The 21,223-nt window shown below is 71.2% G+C and carries 18 protein-coding genes; all 18 read right to left on the bottom strand.

Features of this window, described 5'->3' with window-relative positions:
- Positions 1-77: 77 nt before the first annotated feature.
- Positions 78-755 carry a DUF5134 domain-containing protein gene (locus AB0C75_RS25045; RefSeq protein WP_362893937.1) on the bottom strand — a complete coding sequence of 226 codons (678 nt, stop codon included), beginning with the start codon at positions 753-755 and terminating at the stop codon, positions 78-80.
- The gene (locus AB0C75_RS25040) at positions 752-2,251 is read right to left on the bottom strand and encodes a PepSY domain-containing protein (RefSeq protein WP_362893936.1); all 1,500 of its coding nucleotides are present in this window, start codon (positions 2,249-2,251) and stop codon (positions 752-754) included. Before AB0C75_RS25040 ends, AB0C75_RS25045 begins: the two co-directional genes overlap by 4 nt.
- A 233-nt stretch (positions 2,252-2,484) precedes the next feature.
- Positions 2,485-3,717, bottom strand: a complete 1,233-nt coding sequence (locus AB0C75_RS25035) for an FAD-dependent monooxygenase (RefSeq protein ID WP_362893935.1) — start codon at positions 3,715-3,717, stop codon at positions 2,485-2,487.
- A complete protein-coding gene (locus tag AB0C75_RS25030) occupies positions 3,714-5,111 on the bottom strand; it encodes an MFS transporter (protein WP_362893934.1) in 1,398 nt (465 codons plus the stop codon). Before AB0C75_RS25030 ends, AB0C75_RS25035 begins: the two co-directional genes overlap by 4 nt.
- Before the next feature lie 82 nt (positions 5,112-5,193).
- Positions 5,194-7,737 carry an FtsX-like permease family protein gene (locus tag AB0C75_RS25025; protein WP_362893933.1) on the bottom strand — a complete coding sequence of 848 codons (2,544 nt, stop codon included), beginning with the start codon at positions 7,735-7,737 and terminating at the stop codon, positions 5,194-5,196.
- The gene (locus tag AB0C75_RS25020; RefSeq protein ID WP_362893932.1) at positions 7,734-8,579 is read right to left on the bottom strand and encodes an ABC transporter ATP-binding protein; all 846 of its coding nucleotides are present in this window, start codon (positions 8,577-8,579) and stop codon (positions 7,734-7,736) included. Before AB0C75_RS25020 ends, AB0C75_RS25025 begins: the two co-directional genes overlap by 4 nt.
- Before the next feature lie 144 nt (positions 8,580-8,723).
- Positions 8,724-9,398, bottom strand: a complete 675-nt coding sequence (locus AB0C75_RS25015) for a response regulator transcription factor (RefSeq protein WP_362893931.1) — start codon at positions 9,396-9,398, stop codon at positions 8,724-8,726.
- Entirely contained in the window at positions 9,395-10,633 is a 1,239-nt protein-coding gene (locus tag AB0C75_RS25010) for a histidine kinase (RefSeq protein ID WP_362893930.1), read from the bottom strand. Before AB0C75_RS25010 ends, AB0C75_RS25015 begins: the two co-directional genes overlap by 4 nt.
- Positions 10,634-10,690: 57 nt before the next feature.
- The gene (locus AB0C75_RS25005) at positions 10,691-11,758 is read right to left on the bottom strand and encodes an acyl-CoA desaturase (protein WP_362893929.1); all 1,068 of its coding nucleotides are present in this window, start codon (positions 11,756-11,758) and stop codon (positions 10,691-10,693) included.
- Positions 11,759-11,836: 78 nt separating this feature from the next.
- A complete protein-coding gene (locus AB0C75_RS25000) occupies positions 11,837-12,109 on the bottom strand; it encodes a hypothetical protein (RefSeq protein ID WP_362893928.1) in 273 nt (90 codons plus the stop codon).
- A gap of 433 nt (positions 12,110-12,542) precedes the next feature.
- On the bottom strand, positions 12,543-14,495 hold the full coding sequence (locus AB0C75_RS24995) for an APC family permease (protein ID WP_362893927.1): 1,953 nt from the start codon (positions 14,493-14,495) through the stop codon (positions 12,543-12,545).
- 227 nt (positions 14,496-14,722) lie between these two features.
- Positions 14,723-15,454 (bottom strand): response regulator transcription factor, encoded by a 732-nt coding sequence (locus AB0C75_RS24990; protein WP_362893926.1) that lies wholly within the window; start codon positions 15,452-15,454, stop codon positions 14,723-14,725.
- Positions 15,451-16,611: a sensor histidine kinase gene (locus AB0C75_RS24985; protein WP_362893925.1), complete on the bottom strand. Its 1,161-nt coding sequence runs from the start codon at positions 16,609-16,611 to the stop codon at positions 15,451-15,453. Before AB0C75_RS24985 ends, AB0C75_RS24990 begins: the two co-directional genes overlap by 4 nt.
- A gap of 27 nt (positions 16,612-16,638) precedes the next feature.
- Entirely contained in the window at positions 16,639-17,469 is an 831-nt protein-coding gene (locus AB0C75_RS24980; protein ID WP_362893924.1) for a hypothetical protein, read from the bottom strand.
- A gap of 161 nt (positions 17,470-17,630) precedes the next feature.
- Positions 17,631-17,801 carry a hypothetical protein gene (locus tag AB0C75_RS24975; RefSeq protein ID WP_362893923.1) on the bottom strand — a complete coding sequence of 57 codons (171 nt, stop codon included), beginning with the start codon at positions 17,799-17,801 and terminating at the stop codon, positions 17,631-17,633.
- Between the two features lie 102 nt (positions 17,802-17,903).
- Positions 17,904-19,319: an MFS transporter gene (locus tag AB0C75_RS24970; protein ID WP_362894006.1), complete on the bottom strand. Its 1,416-nt coding sequence runs from the start codon at positions 19,317-19,319 to the stop codon at positions 17,904-17,906.
- 50 nt (positions 19,320-19,369) lie between these two features.
- Positions 19,370-20,026, bottom strand: a complete 657-nt coding sequence (locus AB0C75_RS24965; RefSeq protein ID WP_362893922.1) for a TetR/AcrR family transcriptional regulator — start codon at positions 20,024-20,026, stop codon at positions 19,370-19,372.
- 106 nt (positions 20,027-20,132) lie between these two features.
- Complete coding sequence (locus AB0C75_RS24960; RefSeq protein ID WP_362893921.1) at positions 20,133-21,152, bottom strand: Lrp/AsnC family transcriptional regulator; 1,020 nt, start codon at positions 21,150-21,152, stop codon at positions 20,133-20,135.
- Positions 21,153-21,223 lie beyond the last annotated feature (71 nt).

Below are 21,223 nucleotides of genomic sequence, written 5' to 3'. Positions count from 1 at the left end.
GCCTCCGGGGCACGCCTGACGCCGCGGGCCCGACGAGCCCGAGGGTGCGGTGTGCGGTCGCCATCGAGCCCGACGGCTCACACCATCACGACGAACATCACCGCCATGCCCAACGCCATCAGGCCGTGACAGCCCACGTCCCAGGCGATGTGCACCGTGCCGCCGCCCGAGGCCGCATCGCCCGAGGCCGCACCGCTCGCCGTGCGTGGCGCGAGGCGGCCCGCGTCGAAGCCGGCCGCGAGCCACCACAGTGCGAGGGCCAGCAGGACGAGTGCGAGCAGGCCCGCGCTCCAGCGGTTGCCGGTGCCGCTGAGCGTCATCGTCGCGACTGCTCCCGGTGCCGACATGTCCATCCCCGGCATGTCGTGCGCCTGGCCCCCACCCGTCGCGCCCATGGACATGCCCGACGACATCGCGGCGACCATCCACGCCATCGCGCCGGTCATCACGGCGTGCGGCAGCGTGCTCGCGAGGGCCCGCAGCCGCGGCTCGGGACCGTTCGGCAGAGCAAGCGCGGCCAGCACGAACCAGGCTGCGGCGGCGGAGAAGAAGACCACCTGCGGTGTGCCCGGCAGGTCCATGGCCCAGGGCCAGGCCATCGCGAACATGGCGAGGGCCATCACCGCGTGCAGACCGTGTGCGAGCCGTGCGGTCCACGGGTGGGAGCGCGCCGCGAAGGCGCGCCACAGACCGTAGGCGGCGAGTGCGCAGAAGAGCAGAGTGAAAATCCAGCGCAGCCCGGTGGCGGCGATCATCGGGCGATCTCCTCGGGTGTCTCGGCTCGCGCTTCCGTGCGCGTGCTTCGGTGGTGGCGCACGTGCGCCAGTGACAGGTCTGCGAGCAGGAAGCACGCCAGGGGCAGTCCGAACAGCGGCAGGTAGTAGGCGAGGACGGCGGTCACGACGACGAGCGGTGCCATGACCCTGCCCGGCACCCGGCGCCAGGCTCCCCGCGCCGGCGGACGTCCGAGCCGCGTCCTGTCTCCTCGGGTGGGCCTGCGCAGCCACCACATGCGGTAGCCCCAGAAGAGCATCCCGATGAGCGCGACGGCGATGAGCGCGAGGACGATCTGGTTGGCGAGGCCGAAGAGCAGGCCCATGTGGGCGTCGATGCCCCAGCGGGTGAGCTTGGCGAGGACGGGATAGTCGTCGAAGACCACCTTGTCCGTGACCTTGCCGGTGGCCGGGTCGATCGCGATCGAGTCCTGCTGCTCCGGCCAGTGCCGCGTGTTCTCGTCGACGGTGTACGCGCTCCCCGTGTCCGCGGGCGGGCTGATGACGAGCTTGCCGCGCAGCCCCTCGGAGCGGGCGATACGGACGGCTTCGTCGAGATCGACCCGCGCGGCGGAGGCCCCCGCGGAGGACTGACCCGGGTCCGCCCCCGCTGCGCCGCCGCCCCGCGCGCTGTGGCCGAGGGCCGAGGAGACGGAAGGCGTCGCCTCGCCCAGCGAGTCCTGGATCTTGCCGATGTTCACGCCCGCGTGCGCTGACCAGGTCAGCCCGGTTGCCGAGAGCGCGAGGAATCCGACGGACACCCACAACCCCACGGCTCCGTGCCAGGACAGTGCGCGCTTGCGTCCCTTCGGGCCCCGGCGCGGCACGAACAGCTTGCGCAGCCGCTCCCGGCCGCGCGGTGTCCCGAGCCACAGGGCGAGCCCGCCCAGCACCTCGACCCACAGCCAGCTCGCGGCGATCTCGCTGTAGTTGCGGCCGAATTCGCCGAGGTGCAGGGTGCGGTGCAGGCTGTCGAACCAGGACCGCACGGGCAGCCACTCACCGAACGTGCGCAGTGTGCCGCGCACTTCCGCGTCGTACGGATCGACGAAGGCGGTCTGTGTGTAGCCCTCGGGCAGTCCCTTGACGTCGAAGGCGACCTGGGTCGTGTCGCTGTCCCCTTCGCCCTTGGTGACGGAGACGAGTTGCCCGCCGGGTACCGCGTCGCGGGCGGATTCCACCTGGACCGCGAGCGGCTTCGGCTCGCCGCGCGGGGTGACCTTGAGCTCGTGGTGATAGACGACCGACTCGATCTGCGGGGTCGTCGTGTAGAGCAGCCCGGTCACGGCGGCGACGAGCAGGAACGGGCCGATGAGGATGCCCGCGTAGAAGTGCAGGCGCAACAGGAGGGGCCGCAGCCCGCTCCAGGTGCCGCCACCGCTTCTCGGCGGGGGCGTGGCGAAGTCCTCGGGCGGGGTGACCTCCTCGGTCCGGTGTTGCCGGGGCCGTGGTGGCGAGGCAGGCGTGGTCTCGGTCATCGACTCTTCCTCATGCGTGGACCGGCGGGGACGGTGATGCGCATGTACAGGAGTCGGAGCGGGAGGGGCGCGAGTTCCCGGACGCACGCCGTGACGTAGGCCACAGAGAAGGGTTGAGAGTCTGGGCGCGATGGGGGCCGCACCGGTCCAGCTCCGTGCACACCGCATGGCGGCGTCCGCTCAGCCACGGCCCTGGAGAGGGGAGCACCTCCGTCCGGTGTGCGGCACCGGGCTCACGTCAGGGGCGCGAAGGCGGGCAGGGTGAGAGCCGAATGGGCGGGCCGTCCCGCCGAGGCGGGGATGGCGCTGAGGCCGCGCAGTCCGGCGTTGCGCTGCTCCAGGTCCCGAGCGGTGGTCGGGAAGAGGGTGGCGCCGCCCTGACTGACCAGATTCTGGTTCGCGGTCACGAACTCCCGGGTGTCGCGCTCGTACGCGGCGAAGCCCTCGATGTGGCCCTGGTCCGCGAGGGAACCGGCGAGCATGTACGCGCCGACGAGCGCGAGGCTGGTGCCCTGTCCGGTGAGGAACGAGGGTGCGTACGCCGCGTCGCCGACCAGCGCGACCCTGCCGCTGGACCAGCCGGGCATACGGATCTGGCTGACCCCGTCGAAGAACAGGTCGTCCGTGTCGCGCAGGGCGGCCAGCATGCCCGGGACCTCCCATCCCGCGTCGGCGAAGACCTTGGCGACCAGGTCACGTTGGGCGTCCGGGTCACGGAACGCGTCCATGGGCGGCTCCGGCCGGGCGAAGTTCAGGAAGGCGTGCACCTCGGCGTCGTCCCCCACGGCATAGAGTGCCGCGGCCCTGCCCGGGGTGTTCCACATCACGGTCTCGTGGGAGAGCCCGAGTGTGTTGCGCATGGTGAACACGGCGAAGCAGTAGCCGAGGTAGCGATGGAACTGCTCCTCGGGGCCGAACAGCATCTCCCGGGTACGTGAGTGCATGCCGTCCGCACCGAACACCATGTCGAACGTACGGCTGTCACCCCCGCGGAAGGTGACGTCGACCCCGTGGCCGGTCTGGTCGAGGGTGTCGATGGAGTCGTTGAACACGAACTCCACGTCGTCCCGGACCGCCGCGTGGAGAGCGTCGGTCAGGTCACCGCGCCGCACCTCCAGGTCCCGGCCCGCGACGCCGCCGGTGACGGCATGGGGGTGCAGCGAGGTCACCTCGGTTCCGTCCCCGTCGAGGAAGGTCAGCCGGCGCAGGTCGATGTGCGCGTCCCGCAGGGGTGGCAGGATCCCCATCTTCTCCACGACGTCGAGTGCGGTGCCGCGCACGTCGATGGGGTAGCCGCCGCTGCGGAGTGCGCCGGCCTTCTCCACCACGGTGACCTCGTATCCGTAGCGGTTGAGCCAGAAGGCCAGGGCGGGGCCGGCGATGCTGGCCCCGGATATCAGGACCTTGCGCCTCGTCCCGGTGCGGTTACCGGTGGGCGTGGCCGTCGGCTGGTCGGTGCGGGTCATGCTTTGACTCCTTTGCTCATGGTGCGGGTGACGAACAGGGCCAGCGACACGACGACGCCGGCGACGAGGAATCCGGTGACGTAGGCCGATTCGGCCGCGACCTTTGACCCGGAAGGGGTTCCGGCGGTGAGCAGCGCACCGCCGAGCTGCCCGCCCACGGCGGAGCCGACCACGCGGCTCACCAGGATCAGGCTGGTGGCGATGCCGGTGTCGTCCTTGTCGACGGCAGTGGCGGTGCTGGTCATCATGGCCGTGACGCACAGGCCGTTGGCCAGCGCGATCAGCACCTTGCCGACGACCAGGTGCCAGATTTCGGTGTGTACGGCCGCCACGGCGAGCAGGCCCACGGTCATCATGACGACGCCGGTGTTGACCACGGCACGCGAGCCGAAACGGCGGTCCCCGATCCCGCCGAGCGGCCCGGCCAGCGTCGCGGCGATGGCGCCGGGCAGCAGGAAGAAGCCGATCCGGGTGGCGCTGGCACTGAATCCGTACCCGTCGCCGCGTTCGTCGAGCAGCTGCGGAATCAGATAGATCGCCATCGTGCTGCCGAGGCAGATGACGAACGTGAGCACGCACGCCTTCCATATCGCGGGCCGTGCCAGCATGCGCAGATCGATCATCGGCGACGCCGCACGCCGTTCGACCTTGACCCATCCGGTGACGAGGACGGCCAGCAGTGCGACGAGGGCGGCGAGGGCGAGCGGTTGCGAGCCGGCTTCGGGCGCCAGCGCGAGGACGAGCATGAGCGTCACCAGCATCCCGCTCAGGAACAGCAGGCCGGGCCAGTCCATCCCGGAGTCGTCCGACCGGCCCGGCGCATCGGCCGGCATCAGCCTGTTCACGAGCAGCGTGGCCCCGACGACCGCCATCGTCGGCAGCGCGAACATCCAGTGCCGGGAGAGCTGTTCCGCCACCGGCCCGGCCGACAGCATGCCGACCATCGACCCGCCGACGAAGAGTCCGCTGACCACGCCGATGGCCACCTTGGACTCTCCGGCCGGGAGGTGTTTGCGGACCACGATGAACGACAGGGGCAGTGCGCCGATCATCGCGCCCTGCAACACCTGGCCGACGAGCAGCACGGGCAGGTTCGGGGCCAGGGCGGACACCGTGCCGCCGACCGAGACCACCGCCATCAGCCGGATCAGGATCTTCTTCCCGCCGTAGCGGTCGCCGAACTTGCCCGCCAACGGCGTGATGAGCGCGCCGGTGATGAGGAGGACGATACTGAGCAGCGCCCCTTCGGACTGGCTCATGTCCAGTTCGCGTTCCAGCAGCGGGATGGTCGGTGACACCACCGACTCCAGTGCGCCGGTGGACAGTGCCAGCAAGCCGAGGGCTCCGACAGCGGCCCTCCCGATGGGGACCGGGGGAGCCAGGGTCGTGGTCATGATTGTCCTTCCGTCATTTGCCGAGTGAGGGCGGTCGGTGAGGGCGGTCGAATACCGTCGTGGTGGATCCGGTGGCCCCGCGCTACGACCATCGGCGCAACGCCGCACGGGCCGGCAGGGTGACCGCGAGCAGTGCCAGGCCGCCGGCGGCGACCGCGAAGGCCCCGTACACCAGCGGGGGCACGTACGGCATGTCACCGGTCACGCCGCTCATCATCGGGATCAGCGTGGCCGCGGCGATCGCGGAGCCGAGGGCCAGGCCCACCCCTGCGACCAGCAGCCCCTCCCAGCGGAGCATCGTCATCACCTGACGCCGGGTGGAACCGATCAGGCGCAGCGAGCCCAGTTCGCGGCGGCGGTCCAGGACCGTCATCACCAGGGTGTTGACGGCGGCGACGGCGGCGAAGCCGCCGAGGACCGCGGCCATGGTGTTGTTCATCCAGGCGCCCAGCTTCGCGTCGCGGTTCTGCTCGGTGGCGTAGCCGGAGGCGTCGGTGACCTCGCCCAGGGCGCTGAGTGACTTCTCCGAGCCGCCCCGTACCAGCAGGGTGCTGTCGAAGCCCGAGGTGACGTGCCCGGCCAGGGACTCCCGGTCCATGGTCACCGTGGACAGGCCGAGGCCGCGCCCGTAGACCGCGACGATCTCGGGGCTGACCTCGGTGCCGTCGGGGAGGTGGAGCGGGAGGCGGTCGCCGACGCCGGCGTCCGCCGAGGTCGCCAGGGTCTTGTCGATGGCGATACGGCCCTTGCCGAGCCGGTCGAGGCCGCCCTCGCGTACGTCCAGGTCCTGCACCTTCGCCAGCTCGGCGCCGGAGCCGGTGACGCCCTGGGTGGCCGCACCCAGAAGGGACTTGAATTCGCCGGAGCCGGTCGGCACCAGCACCTGCGTGTTCAGCAGACCGACGGCCGCCTCCACACCGGGCGCGCGGGCGGCGCGGTCCACCGCGTCCACCGGGAGCCCGGCCGGGCCCGTCACCACGTGGTCCGCGGTGATGCCCGCGCGCAGCTGTTCGTCGGCGGCGTGGGTCTCACTCGTGTGCATGAACACGAGGGTCGAGGCGAAGGCCACGGCCAGCACGATCGGGGTGATCGCGGAGGCGAGGCGGCGGGCGTTGGCGCGGGAGTTGGCGGCCGCGAGCTCGGCTGCCGGGCCCGCTCCCCGCAGCGGGAGGCCGAACAGGCCGGCGCACAGCCGCGCCACCAGCGGGCCGAGCAGCCCGACGGCGAGCATGAAGAGCATGACGACACCGAGGGCGGCGCCTGCCGCGTCGTCGCCGGTGGAGCGGGCGGACACGCCGGTGAGGATCGCGCCGCCGACGAGGGCGCCGACACCGAGGAGGGTACGGATCAGGCCGGGCCGCAGCCGCTCCACCGAGGCCTCCGACAGCGCCTGGCCGGGCTTGATCTTCGCGGGCCGGCGTCCGGCCGCCCAGCCCGCGCCGAGCGCGGTGAGCAGTCCCATGACGACGGCGGCGAGCAGCGGGATCCCGGAGACGTGCAGGTCCACGGCGCGCGGGATGGCGTCGCGGTCCTGGAGCTGCCCGAACCACCAGTGGGCGAGCCCGATGCCGGGCAGGCAGCCGACGATCCCGGCGAGCGGCGCGACGAGCAGCGCTTCGGAGGCGACCGCGCGGCGGATCTGCCGCGGGGTGGCGCCGACAGCGCGCAGCAGGGCGAATTCGCGGGCCCGCTGACCGACCGAGAGCGCGACGGTCCCGGCGGCGGTGAAGACCGCGACGATGGCGGCGATACCGCCGAAGGAGCCGCCGATTCCGAAGAGCGTGATCTTGGCGTACCCGAGGCCCGGGTCCTCGACGGCACCGCGGTCGTCGCCGGTGTGGACCTGGGCCCCGGACCCGGCCAGGGCCGTCTTCACGGAGTCGGCCAGGGCGTCGGTGCCGGTGCCGTGCTCCGCCAGCACGACGACGGCGTCGGCCTTGCCGGGGTGCCCGGCGAGCGTGGGGGCCTGGGCGTCGGCGAACCAGGTCAGGGCGCCCGCCTCGGCGGTGTTCCGGGCGGTCTCCGCGGAGCCGGCCTCGGCGACACCGGCGACGCGGAAGTCCTGCTGCCCGGCGGCGGTCTCCAGTACAACGGTGTCGCCGACGGTGGCGTGCGCGGTACGGGCCGTGTCCGCGTCGAGCACGACTTCGCCCGCGCGGGGTGCGGATCCGCTGGTCAGCGCGGTGCCGGTGAAGGCGTGCGAGCCCCACCCGTGCGCGGTGAGCACACCGCCGGGAACGGACAGTCCACGGGCGCCCGAGCCCGCGCCGTCGTCCGTCGCGTGCACCGGGAAGGTGAAGTCCGCGACGGCGGTGGCCGCACCCGGCGCCTCGCCGGCTTTCGCCGCCAGCCCGGCGTCCATCCGTGCCGTGTCCGGCAGCGGCGTCGCCTCCCTCTCGCGGTCCTCGCCACTGCCGGTGACGACGTACTCGTTCTGGTCCGCCGCCGCGACGACCGGCGCGCTCGCGTACCGCTCCGGCGGCACCGAGGCGCGCAGGCTGGTCTCCAGCAGGATTCCGCAGGCCGAGACGATCAGCGCGGACATCAGCAGCGCGAGGAAGGTTCCCGCGAAGGACGCGGGCTTGAAGCGGACGGCCTCACGGGCGAGTCCGTTGGGGCGCCTCATGCCGCGACCCCCGTCATCGCACCGGGGCGGGAGGTACGCGAGGTGAGCACGTCCATCCGTGCCGCGATCTGTTCCGCGGAGCCGCGCTCGAGATGGTCGGCGAAGGCGCCGTCGGCGAGGAACAGCACCCGGTCGGCCCAGGAGGCCGCGGCCGGGTCGTGGGTGACCATGACGACGGTGGCCCCGAGGGTGTCCACCGCGTTCCGCAGCAGGCCCAGGACCTCGGCGGCCGTGCCGGTGTCCAGGGCGCCGGTGGGTTCGTCCGCGAAGATCACGTCGGGGCTGGTGACCAGGGCGCGGGCGACGGCCACGCGCTGCTGCTGGCCGCCGGAGAGCTCGCCGGGCCGGCGCTTCGCCTTGTCGGCGAGCCCGACCTGGGCGAGTACCGCCTGCGCCTGGCGGCGATCCTGGCGCTGCCCGGCCAGGCGCATCGGGAGCAGCACGTTCTGCTCGACGGTGAGGGAGGACAGGAGGTTGAAGGCCTGGAAGACGAAGCCGAGGCGACTGCGGCGCAGCTCGGTCAGCTCGTTCTCGCTCATGCCGGTGATCTCCGTGCCCCCCAGGAACACGGACCCCGCGGTCGGCCGGTCGAGCCCGGCGGCGCACTGCAGGAAGGTGGACTTGCCGGACCCGGACGGGCCCATGACCGCGGTGAACGTGCCGCGCGGCAGGGCGAGGTCGACGCCCGCGAGTGCGTGCACCGTGCCCGCCCCGCGGCCGTACTGCCGCCGGACGTCGCGCAGCTCGACGGCGAGACCGGGCGTGGCCGCCGGGACCTCGGGCCGGTACTCCACCCCCGGCCGGTTGTCCGCCTTCTGCCGCTTGCCCTTGCCTGGCCTCATGTCCCGTCTCCCTCTTGCGCGCACTTTCTGTGACGCGTGAAGAGTGCGGGGACGGTTGTGCGCCGGGCGTCATACTGCGGAGCCAATGTGGAGGTGCTACCGCGGTAGGGGGTGGTGGAGGGACGGGGCGGTGACGGCGCGGCCCTACTCGCCCGGGGCGACCAGCCCCGACTCGTAGGCGAAGACCACCGCCTGGGCGCGGTCGCGCAGGTCGAGCTTGGTGAGGACGCGGCTGACGTGCGTCTTCACCGTCTGCTCGGCCAGCACGAGGGTCTGGGCGATCTCCGTGTTGGACCGGCCGCGGGCGATCAGGGTGAGGACCTCGGTCTCGCGTTCCGTCAGGCCCTTGAGGCGTAGCGCGGGCTTGCTCCGCGCGGTGGGACGCTGCTTGGCGAAGTCCGCGATCAGGCGGCGCGTCACGGACGGGGCGAGCAGCGCGTCGCCCGAGGCCACGACGCGGACCGCCGCGATGAGGTCGGCCGGCGGCGCGTCCTTGAGCAGGAAGCCGCTCGCGCCCGCCCGCAGCGCCTCGTAGACGTAGTCGTCGACGTCGAAGGTGGTGAGCATCAGGACGCGCGGCCTGTGGGTCACGCCCGGCGGCGGTGACAGGAGGCGGCGTGCGGCCTCCAGACCGTCCATCACGGGCATGCGGACGTCCATCAGCACGAGGTCGGGATGGGTACGCCGGCTCAGCTCGACACCCTGCGCGCCGTCGGGAGCCTCGCCCACCACGTCGATGTCGCTCCGGGAGGCCAGCAGCGCGGCGAAGCCGGCCCGCACCATGGCCTGGTCGTCGACGATGATGACGCGCGTCGTCACGTGAAGTCCTTTTCAGTAAGGGGAAGTTGGGCGGCGACCCGGAAGCCGCCGGCCGGCAGCGGCCCCGTGTCGAGGCTGCCGCCGATGATCCGCACCCGTTCGCGCATGCCGACGAGCCCGTGCCCGGTGCCGCCCACCTCGAGCGGCGTGGCGGACGGCTCGGGCGACGGCCCGTTGACCACCAGGACGATCAGCCGCGCGGCCTCCCCCTGACCGGGCTCCGACACCGACAACGACACCTGCGTGCGGGCGCCCGGCGCGTGCCGTACGACGTTCGACAGTGCCTCCTGGACGATCCGGTACGCGGACAGGCCGACCGCTTCGGGCACCTCGACGTCGCAGGGGGTGAACTCCACCGGCCCTCGGGCCCTGGCCGTCGCCTCCACCAGCGGCCCGAGCTGCGCCAGACCGGGCTGGGGCACCAGCTCGCCCTGCGCCTCCTCGTTGCGCAGCACACCGAGAAGGCGTCGCATCTCGCCGAGCGACTCGCGCGCGGTCGCCGCGATGGCGGTGAACTCCTCCCGCACGTCCGCCGGCATCCTGTCGAAGCGGTACTCCGCGGTGTCCGCCTGCACCGTGATGACGGACATGTGGTGTGCCACCACGTCGTGCAGCTCGCGGGCGATCCGGGCGCGCTCCTCCAGCAGCGTCCGCCGGCCTCGCTCGGCCTCGCTGATCGTCTCCTGCTCGACCAGCCTGCGCTGCACCTCGGACCGGTCGCGCAGCACCCCGCCGAGCAGGAGCGCGACGCCCCCGAGGATGGTGAACAGCAGGTCCCTGGCGCTGGAGCCGTGGGGCGCGACGAACCCCAGGGCGACGTTGGCGCCCGCCGTCGCCAGCCACACCAGCAGCAGCGTCCGGCGCCGCTCGCGCAGGCCCAGGGCGAGGCAGAGGCCGACGTACCCGACGATCTCCATGGGCGGGAGCGGCCACAGCAGCCGCTCCTGGAAGTCGGCGGTGAGCAGGACGAGCGCGCCGGCCACGTCCGCGACGAAGACCACGTACCAGGCCTGTAGCGGCCGTACGACGGCGAGCAGCAGCGGCGCGGCCTGCGCCACGGCCAACGCGCCGGCGACACCGCCGTTCAGGCCGTAGTCGGCGGTGAGGACCACGATGGTCGTGGGCAGCAGGGCCACGCTCAGCACGAAGGCCACGGCCCACGGCAGCAGCCGTACCCACCTTCGTGAGGCACCCGCGAGCAGCGCGCGCGGGCGTTCCTCCTCCACTGAGGTCATGCGCACCGACCTGTGTGTGCCGCGGCGGCGTCCGGACGAGCGCAAGGTGTCGGTTCCTCAGATGTCGGCACGCAGCGGTTCTCCCACTTCGTGCATGTGCCGCAGGGCCTGCCGGTAGGAGTCGACGAGGCCGGTCTCCGTGTAGGGGATGCCGAGGTCGCCGCAGCGGGCCCGCACCATGGACTGGGCGAGCCTCAGATGCGGGCGGGGCATGCTGGGGAACAGGTGGTGCTCGATCTGGTAGTTGAGGCCGCCGAGGAACCAGTCGGTGAGGAAGCTGCCCCTGACGTTGCGGGACGTGAGGACCTGGCGCCGCAGGTGTCCCCACTTCTCGCCGTCGGGGTCGGGCATGTCCATCCCCTTGTGGTTGGGCGCGAAGGCCATGCCCAGGTGCAGGCCGAACAGGGCCTGGTGGAGCGCCGCGAAGACGAGCGCGTGCGTGAGCGGCATGGTCGCCAGGAGCAGGGTGACGTACCCGGCCACGTGGGCGACGAGGAGGGCGCCGGCCACCAGCCGTTCGCGGCCGGTCTGACGGCGCAGGTACTGGAAGCCGTAGAGCTTCAGGGCGAGGCCTTCGAGGAGGGTCAGGGGGAAGAAGAGCCATGCCTGGTGGCGGGTGAGCCAGCCGCGGAATCCTGTGCGGACGGCGGCCTGCTCGCTGGTGAAGACGAGGACGTCGGCGGCGACGTCCGGGTCCTTGTCCCTGTGGTTGGGGTTGGCGTGGTGGCGGTTGTGCTTGTCGTTCCACCAGGCGGAGCTCATGCCGAGCAGCAGGTTGCCGTGGATGAGCCCGATGCGGCGGTTCGTGGCACGGTTGCCGCTGATCTGGGCGTGGCCCGCGTCGTGGCCGATGAACGCCGTGCGGGCGCACAGGACGGCGAGGACGGGGGCCAGCGCGAGGACCCACCAGGAACCGCCGATGAGCGCCAAGCCGGTGACGACGGCAGCCAGGCCGAGCGCGTTGATCACGATGGTGCGTGCGTACCAGCCGCGGCGGCGGTCGAGCAGCCCCTGTCCCTGGACGTCACGCAACAACGGCGTGAACTCGCTGCCCGCGTCCGGTGGGGGCTGCGGCGTGGTGGTGTTCTCGGGGTGCGGCAGAGTGGTTTCGCCGACCGGGGGCATGGTTGTACTCCTGTGTTCGTCGGGTGGGGGAGTGGTGAGTGGTGCGGTGAGGAAGCGATACGGCGATGCGGTCGTCCCTCACGCCGCCGGCGCGAAGTGACCGAAGCTCGCGGCCAGCAGGCCCGCTGCCGCCGGCCGGGCCGTGCCGGTGCGCTTCCACGGGTTCTCCAGGGGCCTGGAGAACTTCGTGATCACCACGAGCAGCCCCGTGAAGAGCGGCATCCGGGCCGGCCGCGTCAGGGCCCATCCGCCCGAGCCGGGCGCCGAGGTCGGCCCGGGGATCTCCCCGACGTACGAGGCGGGGACCGCGGTGGCGAGCAGCGCGATCCGGTGCCGGCACAGGGTCGTCATCGCGGACAGGTTGATGATCACCACCGGGGCCCACAGGACGGGGCGCCGCGGCAGGCGGGCCAGCCGGTCGCGCAGCAGGACCGCCGCGCCGGACCGGGCGGCCTGTCAGCAGCGTCCTGAAGCGGCGCATACACCCGTCTCCCTCTGTCTCGTCCGTGGTGACGAGGAGAAAGTAGGGAGGCGGTGGGCGACGGCGCGTCACACTGGGGAGCCAAGCCGCGGTGATACCCGGGTAGGGGGTGGACCGGGCCCTGCCGCGGCGTGATCGGCGACTCCGTGATCAAGCCTTGGTATGTACGGCGGAGCAGCTGCGTCGTTCGAAGCAGGCGGGGGCGTGGGCGCCGGTCAGTGGATGGCGCGGGTCAGCACGGTGACCAGGAGGACTGAACTGCGGGACGGTGGTCAGGCAGCTCGAAGGACCCGCAGCCCCACCTCAGTCCATGTCGGGCAGGCGATCCGACTCCAGAGCTTGCATGGCGTGCGATGCGTTGAACGGCAGAATCGTGACCGCGACGTGCGGCAGTTGCTCCAGCGTCCTCGACATCTTCTCGCCGGTGCCCCGGTGGAGGAGTTTGCCGAGAGCGTTGGCGTACATCCGTCGGGGCACGAGGACCGTCAGGGACGTGTTCCCGTCCTGTGTGGTGCGGACGGCCAGTTCCCGCATCGCGTGACGCAGTCGGCGGTCGGGGCAGGCCACCAGTTCCAGTTCGACCGAGGTCGCGGACGTCGACGCCCAGCGGGCGAACAGTCGGCGTGCGTGCGCCTCGTCGATGGCGAAGTGCACTGCCCGGACGGTGTCAGGCCGCAGTTCGTGGGCATACCGCAAGGCTTTCAGCGTGGCCAGGTCCAGCGTCTCGACAAGGACGAACACCTGGTGGCGACGCGTACGCGGCCGGTCCGCGCCCGTGGGCAGCCGTTCCAGGGCCGCGGCCTCGCGCCGGTACTCGCGGTTGATCCGGATCAGTACCCAGACCCCGAGCGGGAAGACCACGATGACCAGCCAAGCGCCTTCGGTGAATTTCGTGACGGCGAAAATCAGCACGACGGCGGCGGAGACGATCGCCGCGAGTGCGTTGACCGCGATCTTCACCCGGCGTAGTGGCTCACGCCTGCGCAGGTGATAGGCGGTGAGGCCGGCCCCGGCCATGGCGAAGGCCGTGAACACGCCGATCGCGTACAGGGCCACGAGCTCGTCCACGTTGGCTCGTGTGACGAGCAGCAGGGCCAGCGAGAGAGCGGAGAGCGTGACAATGCCGTTGGAGAAGGCCAGCCGGTGCCCGCGCCGGGTGAGCACCCTCGGCAGGAACCGGTCCTCGGCGACGAAACTGGCCAGGACCGGAAACCCGGTGAAGGGGGTGTTGGCACCGGTGTAGAGGACAAGTGCGGTCGCCAGCTGGACGAAGACCAGCCCGATCGTCCCCACCGTTCCGTTTCCGAAGGCGAGCCTTGCTTCCTGGGCGATGACGGTTGGGGTCCCGTCGGTGTACGGGACGGCATGGGTGAAGTGCGCCAGCGTGGAGACCCCCAGGACCAGGACGGCGAGCACGCAGCCCATGGTGATGAGGGTGCGCCGGGCGTTGCGGCCCTGCGGTTCACGGAAGGCGGAGATGCCGTTCGAGATGGCTTCGAGACCGGTGAGGGACGAGCCGCCGTTGGCGAAGGACCGCAGCACGATGAAGAGCGACGCACCGTGGAGCCAGCCATCGCCGGGAGTCCCCAGAGGCACGACACCAGGAGCATTCAGGTCAGCACGCGGCAGCTCTCCCGTCAGTGCGCGCACCGCCGCGACGAGGAAGACCAGGCTCATCGCGGCGATGAAGAGATACGCGGGCAGCGCGAACATCCGGCCGGCCTCCCGGACTCCGCGCAGGTTCCCGTACGCGAGCAGCACGATCACCACTACGGAGACCGGCAACTGGAGCTGGTCCAGCCCTGTCCAGCCATTGCCGGCCAGATGGGCGAGCGAGATCAGCGCGTTCGTGCCGGCCGACACCTGGACGGCAACGGTGACGATGTAGTCGACCAGCAGGGCCACGGCGGCGACCTGAGCGACCTTCGGCCCGAAGTTTTCCCGAGCCACCACATAGGAGCCACCGGCTCGGGTGTAGATCGTGACGACGTCGCTGTAGCAGAGCGTCAGAAGCAGCAACACCAGCAGGATCGCACCGGTCACCGGCATGACCATCGTGAAAGCGGCTGTTCCGACCACCGGCACGAGGACCCGGAGCATCTCCTCCGAGCCGTACGCCGACGAGCTGATGCAGTCGGACGCGAGCACACCGAGCGCCGTCCGGTTGCTCAGTTTCTCCTCACTGACACGGTCTGTGGTGAGGGGCTTGCCAAGGAGTCCCCGTTTGACGCGGTACATCGGCCGTTCAAGGGTCATGCGACCATCAGAGCGGGCGACTGCTCCAGGGCCGTGTAGACACCACCGGCAGGCACTCGCACGTTACCCGGGCCGGGGTGAGCCGGTCGGTCAGGGCAGCCCGGCGGCTCAGGCTTCCGGGGCGTCGCAAAGCGGTGGCGAGAGGGTTCTCCTGCCAGGGGCAGGGGACCTGTTCGCTCGTCAGCCTTCTGCGTCTTCGCCTTGAACTGGAAGAGAACGGGGCGACGTCACGGGGCAGGCCTGTCCGTGCCTGCCAAGCCTGTCTCGTAGGCGACGATCACCAGTTGCGCGCGATCGCGTGCCCGGAGCTTGGCCAGCAGCCGCCCGATGTGCGTCTTGACCGTGGCGAGGCTCAGGTGCAGGTGCTCTGCCAGTTCCGTGTTGGACAGACCGCGGGCGATCAGAGTGAGGACCTCCAGCTCGCGGTCGGTGACGCCGTCGAGGGTTCGGCCCGGCGGGCGGCCCGGCTCTGGTCGGCGGGTGAATTCGGCGATCAAGCGGCGGGTGACCGAGGGGGCCAGCAGGGAATCACCGGCGGCTATGACGGTGATGGCGTTCAGGACCTCCGACGGCGGGGTGTCTTTCAGGAGGAAGCCCGCTGCGCCCGCACGGAGGGAGGCGTAGACGTACTCGTCCAGGTCGAAGGTGGTGAGGATGAGGACGCGGACGCCGCTCGTGGCCGAGTCCGCGCTTATGCGGCGGGTCGCCTCGATGCCGTCCAGGCCGGGCATGCGGATGTCCATGAGGACGACGTCCGGCTGTTCGCGGCGTGCGAGTTCCACGGCTTCGGTGCCGTCCGCGGCTTCGCCGACGGCGGTCATTCCGGGGGTGTGGTCGACGAGGACGCGGAAGCTGCCGCGGACCATGGCCTGATCGTCGGCGACGAGGACGCGGATGGGGCTCGGGTTTGGGCTTGCGGGCGTACGAGGCGGGCCGGCCGGCCCTGTCTGCGCGGTCATGTCGCTCGCTCCCGCTCGACCGGCAGGCGTACGGACACCGCGAAGCCGCCCTCCGGCCGGGGGCCGGACTCGATGCTCCCGCCGTATGTGAACACCCGTTCCCGCATGCCCATCAGGCCGTGCCCGCCCGTCGGTTCACCGGTCGTCGAGCGAGAGCCGGCCGATGTCCCCTCATCGACCATGTCGATACGGACCTCCGCGCCGTCCGCCACGATCGTGACCCGGCAGCACGTCGGGGCGGCGTGCCTGACCACGTTGGTCAGGCCCTCCTGCACGATCCGGTACACCGTCAGCTGCATTCCCTCCGCGAGGAAGTCAGCGCCGCGGACCGTCAGGTCCACGTCGACCCCGGCCGACCGCGCTTCTTCTGCCAGCCGGCCGAGGCCGCCGAGACCCGGTACCGGGCTGAAGGGGGTGCCCTCCGTGCGCAGGACGCCAAGGGTTCGGCGCATCTCACCCAGCGCGGCCCTGCTGGTCTCTTCTATGGCCCTGAGCGCGGTGCGCGCCTCCTGCGGATCGGCCTGGGCCACATGGGCGGCGACGCCCGCCCTGACGGCGATCAGGCTGAGGTTGTGCGACACGATGTCGTGCAGATCGCGGGCTATGTGCAACCGCTCCTGGTCGCGCACGCGGTCGACCCGTCGCCGCTCCTCCCGCCGCGCCTCGGCCCGGCGGGAGCGGATGAGGAAGCCCGCCGTCCAAGAGCCTCCGATCACCAGCAGGACCAGGGCGGCCACGCCCACAGCGTCCTGCCGGCCACCGGCCGGGGTGATCAGGGCCTCGCCCAGGTACACCCCGCCAGCCGCCACCGGCAGCGCGACAGCGAGCGCCGTGACCGAGCGGCGGACGGGCTCGACCAGGCCCACCAGGTAGGCGGCCAGGCCCGCCGCGGCGTACGGCTCCCGGGTCAGGTCGAGGAGGGAGGCGGTGGTGAGGGCCGCAAGTACGACACCCAATACGGGCAGTGGCCAGATGCGGCGGACCGCGACAGGCAGGCCGACGGCGGCGGCGATCAGCCATGCGAGCCAGGCCGGACCGCCATAGGCCGGCTGCCCGTCGGCTGCGGTCGCGCCCGCGAAACCGACGTGGACCACGGTCAGGGCGAGGGCCGGCGTCAGGTCGATGGCGTAGAGATGCCAGCCGGCCGTGCGCTTCATGGCACGACCGTATCGGTCCGGGCCCACTCAGCCCGCCTGTCCCAGCACAACCATCAGCGCGAGCGTCCCCAGTGTCAGCGGCACCCAACGCAGCACCGCAGCCCGGGTGGGCCGCGGGCCCTGGCGCAGCAGGCCGAAACCCAGCGGCAACAGGGCGGCGGTCAGCCCCGCCAGCGCCACCAGCGACAGCGGAGTGGTGCCCTTCAAGACACCGAGCGGCAGTCCCGCCATCAGCGCGAGGGCGAGCGCGCGTACCGGGCCGACCACCTGGGTGCGCCAGGCGCCGAAGGCGAGCACGAGCCAGCCGGCCAGGATGGCGAAGTTCAGCGCGGAGAAGATCTGGAAGGCACCGTACGTCTCGGAGACGGCCCGGGTGGCGGCTGCGGCGCTCTCGGCGTCGGCCAGCCGGAAAGCCATATGGTCCACCCCGGCGTGAAAGGCACGGGCGAACAGCCCGGACATGGCCAGCATCCCACCCCACAGCCCCCAGCCGGGGCTATGGGTGCCGATCCGGGCGGCAAGTAGAGCCACGGCCGGCCAGAGCAGCAGATTGCCGGCGGCGAAAAGGGCGTACGAAGTGGCTACCAGCACGGGATGCCGCTCGTACGCGGCGAGCTGAGCAGGAAAGAAGAAGTCGAAGCGGACTCGCAGCAGAGCCCCGGCCAGCATCAGCGGCGGGCCCAGGACCATGGCGACGCCACCCACCCAGCGTCCCGGGAACGCCTCCATGCGATCTACCGGCAGGATGCGGCCGAGTCCGCCGGGGGCGGAAAGCGGGGCGGGCGCGGCTGCTTCGAGCGACGACGCGGCGGCTGGAGGTGAGGAGTCGGGGGCGGTGGTCCGCGGCTGAAGGGTCATTCCCCGACCATGGCCTGGCCGCACGGCCCGAGGCATCGGACCAGAGCCTGGATTCCGGCGTCAGACCTGGGTATGACCTATGACCCATGCGGTCGGAAGGGTCCGTGGCGGCAGAAGGCAACGGGCGTACGGGACGTACGGGACCGTGTGAGCGTGTGCGATCACGGCTGCTCCTTGGGCATGCTCAGGCGGCACCAGGGAGAGGAGCGGGGGATGCAGAGCTCCATGCCCCGGTCGCCGGTGCCGAGTCGTCGAACAGGGGGTGTGCCGCCGGGGTACGGGCGCTGCCGCGCTGTGGCCGCGCTGTTGGTCGCGGGCGAGGTCGAGGTCATACCCAGTCCTTCCGCAGGTCGTGAGCCGCCGTCGCATGCGCCTCGTCGCGGCCCTGATGCAGTCGGGGGGAATCGGAAACGCGCGGCCCCGGTGTCAGCCGGTCACCCGGCACTTCGCTCCGGTTGGTCAACGGTGTGGATGCCGTGATCGTCCGGGGCCGCCGTGTCATGTCTCGCGTGGTGGACCGGCTGCGTCGGCAGCAGCGATGCCGGTAGCAGGGCGAGGGCGGCGAGTCCGGCGAGGACCATCAGGGTGGGGCCCGTCGCCGAAGCCGACGTTGCCTGGGTCACTTCCGCAGTTGGGGTCCCGGCGGTCGAAGGTCTCAGCATCATCATGCTGGCGGCCACGGCGATTCCGAGGGACGGGCCGACGTTCATGGCGGTCTGCTTGAGTCCACCGATAACCCCGGCGTATCCGGGTGGTGCCTCACCCACGACGGTTGCGGTGGCAGTGACCATGACGGTGGCGAATCCCGCGCCGAGGGCGGCAAAGGCCACGCCGGTAGAAGCCCAGGTGCCTGCCGAGCCGAGCTGGGACAGACCTCCGATGCCAAGGACGACGAGGACCGTACCGAGGATCGCGGTGCGGCGTGGGCTGTACCGGCGCAGCGCGGCGCCGGCGACGGGTGCGCCGAGGACCATGAGCGCGGTCAGCGGAAGCGCCCTCAGACCACTGGCAAGCGGGTCGAGCCCGAGTACGTCCTGGAAGAAGAAGGTGGTCACGAACAGCGCGCCGAACATGCCGCCGGTGGTGAACAGCAGGATCGCCATTGATGCCGTCACCGGTACGGACCGCGCCACTGTCGGCGGCACGATCGGGTGCGCGGTGCGGCGTTCGTGCCCGACGAACGCCGCCGCGACGCCCGCGAGAGCGGTGAGGCCGAGCCATGTCGACGCGGAGGTCCACCCGCGCGCCGGTACGCCGGTCAGGGTGTGTACCAGGACCGCGAGGGCGGTTGCGAGCAACACCGCGCCGGTGAGGTCGAGCCGCTGAGACCCGGCACGCGAGGGCGCCGGTGCTCTCACGGCGAGTGTGAGTACGGCGATCGCGAACGCGACGGGGACGTTGATCCAGAACACGGCACGCCAGCCCAGGTGCGCGACGAGAACACCCCCGAGCACCGGACCGGCCGCCGCGGCCACACCGATCGCGCTGGTACGGATGGCGACCGGCGTACCGAGCCGGTCCGCCGGGTACGCCAGTCTCAGCAGCGCAAGTGTCGTCGGCTGGAGGAGCGCACCGAACACGCCTTGCAGGCCGCGCAGGACGATCACCCAGCCGACGCCGGGAGCGAGCGCAATGCCGGCCGAGGCGGCCGCGAAGCCGAGCACGCCGACGAACAACATCCGCGGGTGCCCGTAACGGTCACCCAAGCGCCCGGCGATGACGAGAAGTGCGGCCACCGCGAGCAGGTAGGCGGTACTGGTCCACTGGACCTGAGCCATGCTCGCGCCGAGGTCGCGTTGCAGGCTGGGCTGCGCCACGAGGAGTACCGTGCCGTCCAGCGCGACGATCATCGCGCCGACAACGCTGACCAGGAGTGCGAGGCGCCGCCGTACGGTTGCGGTCACGAGTTCACCGGGCCGAGATGAGCGTCCAGTACCGCCGCGACAAGCCGGTCGAGATGGCCGCCGCCAGGGTCCTCGCCTGGTGGTGGGGCATCAAGGGCCAGCTGGAGGCTCCCCCAGGCCCACAGTTGGGCGAGGCCGTGAAGGTTCGACCAGAGGGCGGCGGCCGTCACGGCTGGCAGCGGCTCGGGACTGCTCGGCGCGCCGGGTCGGCGCGCGGCAGCCTGTTCCCTCCGCAGCCGGACGATGAGCTCGACCATGAGATTGAACAGCGGCAGAGTCGAATCTCGGAGCTGTGACTGGTCCGATGGGTGCTTCTCGCTGTCGAGCAGGTCATGCCGGAACATCAGCTCGAACATGCCGCGGTGCTCCAGCGCGTACCCGACGTGCGCCCGTCCGATCTCCTGCAACTGACCGCGCGGCGATGTCGTGCCGTCGGTCGCGGCCGCGAACCGGACTTTGAGATCCGCGAAACCGCGGCGAGCGATCGCAGAGAGCAGGGCGTGATGAGTGGGAAAGTACCGACGCGGAGCCCCGTGCGATACCCCCGCCCGGCGGGCGATCTCACGCAGTCCCAGCGACGCGGTTCCATCGGTCATCACGAGGTCCACTCCGACGTCGATCAACCGTTCCCTGAGAGAGTTCTCGCGTTCCATAGACACTGTCTACCATGATCTTTTAGACAGTGTCTACGGATTCGGGACCTCCAGCCGCCTCCACCCGCTCCAGCGCCCGAAGTTGGCCGGGATGTGCGCCCGCTGCTCATTCCCGCTGCCACATCGGCAGGGGTACCCGTCCGATGCTGCGGCCTTCCCGATCGAGGATGTGGCCGACCCGTTTGTAGGTTCGCAGGGTCACGCTCCGGGAAATCACGACGGTGCCCGGAGCGCGTGCTTCGAGCTCTCGCTCGTAGGCGTGGATCTCGTTCAGGTCGTACACCCAGAACGTCGCGACGAGGTTGTGCACGCTGAGAACCTGGACGCTCACCCGACAGTTGGGCAGACCGGCCACGTACTGGCCGGCATCCTCCAGGTGGCGCGCGGGGATGTTGAGGACCAGGCTCGCTTCCCGGACCGGGAGGCCCACGGACGTCGCGAACTCGCAGCGCAGGACGAGGTATCCGGACGCGAGATGCTGCTCGACCCGCCTGCGCGCGGTCTGTGGGGAGATGGCGCAGAGCCCCGCAAGCTCCGCCCAGCTGAGACGACCGTCGTCCCCGAGAGCGTCGAGCAGCGCTGAATCGACCGCGTCGAAGGCGGTCCGTCGTGAGCGTGTGGCTGCCGATGCGGCTGCCACGGACCGTGACTGCTGCTGGTCGAGTACGCCGCTGCGCCACATTGAACTCTGCCGGTGCACTCGGGTGACATACGCGGTCTCCGTGCGCGCGACGCCCGGGAGTGACGAAAACCGTTCGGAAACGATCTGATCCAGGCTCTCGTGCGTGCTGGTGAAGAAGTCGACGCGGAAGTCGTGTTCACCGGTGACGCGTGTGACCGTGGCCGCAGCCGGCTCCTCACACAGCTGTTCAGCCAGTTCGGCGTGGTAGCCGGGCGGGGCGGAGAAGAAGACGTGAGCGGCGTACCCGCTGTCGGCGAACCGGGGGCCAGGCATGGTCGCGATCCACGCGAGACGCTCTCGCGTGAGCCGCTCCCAGTGCCGTGCCGCGGTCGCGCCGGTGATGCCGAGTGCCGCCCCGATGCGGGACCACTCGCCACGGGGCCTGATCTGCAGCGCATTGATGATCGCGAGATCCAGTTCGGACAGGATGGCTGATTCTTGCATTCAGGGATCCTCCGATGGCGATGCAGACCGATTCAGCGCAGTGTGATGGCCGTCACCTTACGTTGGCAGTC

The organism is Streptomyces sp. NPDC048565 (assembly GCF_040650935.1).
GTDB lineage: Bacteria > Actinomycetota > Actinomycetes > Streptomycetales > Streptomycetaceae > Streptomyces.
This window is presented reverse-complemented; position numbering and strand designations above follow the sequence as displayed.

Bases quoted from the DNA above. Each gene is read 5' to 3' on its own strand.
- AB0C75_RS25045 (WP_362893937.1), bottom strand. From the start codon at position 755: ATGATCGCCGCCACCGGGCTGCGCTGGATTTTCACTCTGCTCTTCTGC.
- AB0C75_RS25040 (WP_362893936.1), bottom strand. From the start codon at position 2,251: ATGACCGAGACCACGCCTGCCTCGCCACCACGGCCCCGGCAACACCGG.
- AB0C75_RS25035 (WP_362893935.1), bottom strand. From the start codon at position 3,717: ATGACCCGCACCGACCAGCCGACGGCCACGCCCACCGGTAACCGCACC.
- AB0C75_RS25030 (WP_362893934.1), bottom strand. From the start codon at position 5,111: ATGACCACGACCCTGGCTCCCCCGGTCCCCATCGGGAGGGCCGCTGTC.
- AB0C75_RS25025 (WP_362893933.1), bottom strand. From the start codon at position 7,737: ATGAGGCGCCCCAACGGACTCGCCCGTGAGGCCGTCCGCTTCAAGCCC.
- AB0C75_RS25020 (WP_362893932.1), bottom strand. From the start codon at position 8,579: ATGAGGCCAGGCAAGGGCAAGCGGCAGAAGGCGGACAACCGGCCGGGG.
- AB0C75_RS25010 (WP_362893930.1), bottom strand. From the start codon at position 10,633: ATGACCTCAGTGGAGGAGGAACGCCCGCGCGCGCTGCTCGCGGGTGCC.
- AB0C75_RS25005 (WP_362893929.1), bottom strand. From the start codon at position 11,758: ATGCCCCCGGTCGGCGAAACCACTCTGCCGCACCCCGAGAACACCACC.
- AB0C75_RS25000 (WP_362893928.1), bottom strand. From the start codon at position 12,109: ATGACGACCCTGTGCCGGCACCGGATCGCGCTGCTCGCCACCGCGGTC.
- AB0C75_RS24995 (WP_362893927.1), bottom strand. From the start codon at position 14,495: ATGACCCTTGAACGGCCGATGTACCGCGTCAAACGGGGACTCCTTGGC.
- AB0C75_RS24990 (WP_362893926.1), bottom strand. From the start codon at position 15,454: ATGACCGCGCAGACAGGGCCGGCCGGCCCGCCTCGTACGCCCGCAAGC.
- AB0C75_RS24985 (WP_362893925.1), bottom strand. From the start codon at position 16,611: ATGAAGCGCACGGCCGGCTGGCATCTCTACGCCATCGACCTGACGCCG.
- AB0C75_RS24980 (WP_362893924.1), bottom strand. From the start codon at position 17,469: ATGACCCTTCAGCCGCGGACCACCGCCCCCGACTCCTCACCTCCAGCC.
- AB0C75_RS24975 (WP_362893923.1), bottom strand. From the start codon at position 17,801: ATGACCTCGACCTCGCCCGCGACCAACAGCGCGGCCACAGCGCGGCAG.
- AB0C75_RS24970 (WP_362894006.1), bottom strand. From the start codon at position 19,319: ATGATCGTCGCGCTGGACGGCACGGTACTCCTCGTGGCGCAGCCCAGC.
- AB0C75_RS24965 (WP_362893922.1), bottom strand. From the start codon at position 20,026: ATGGAACGCGAGAACTCTCTCAGGGAACGGTTGATCGACGTCGGAGTG.
- AB0C75_RS24960 (WP_362893921.1), bottom strand. From the start codon at position 21,152: ATGCAAGAATCAGCCATCCTGTCCGAACTGGATCTCGCGATCATCAAT.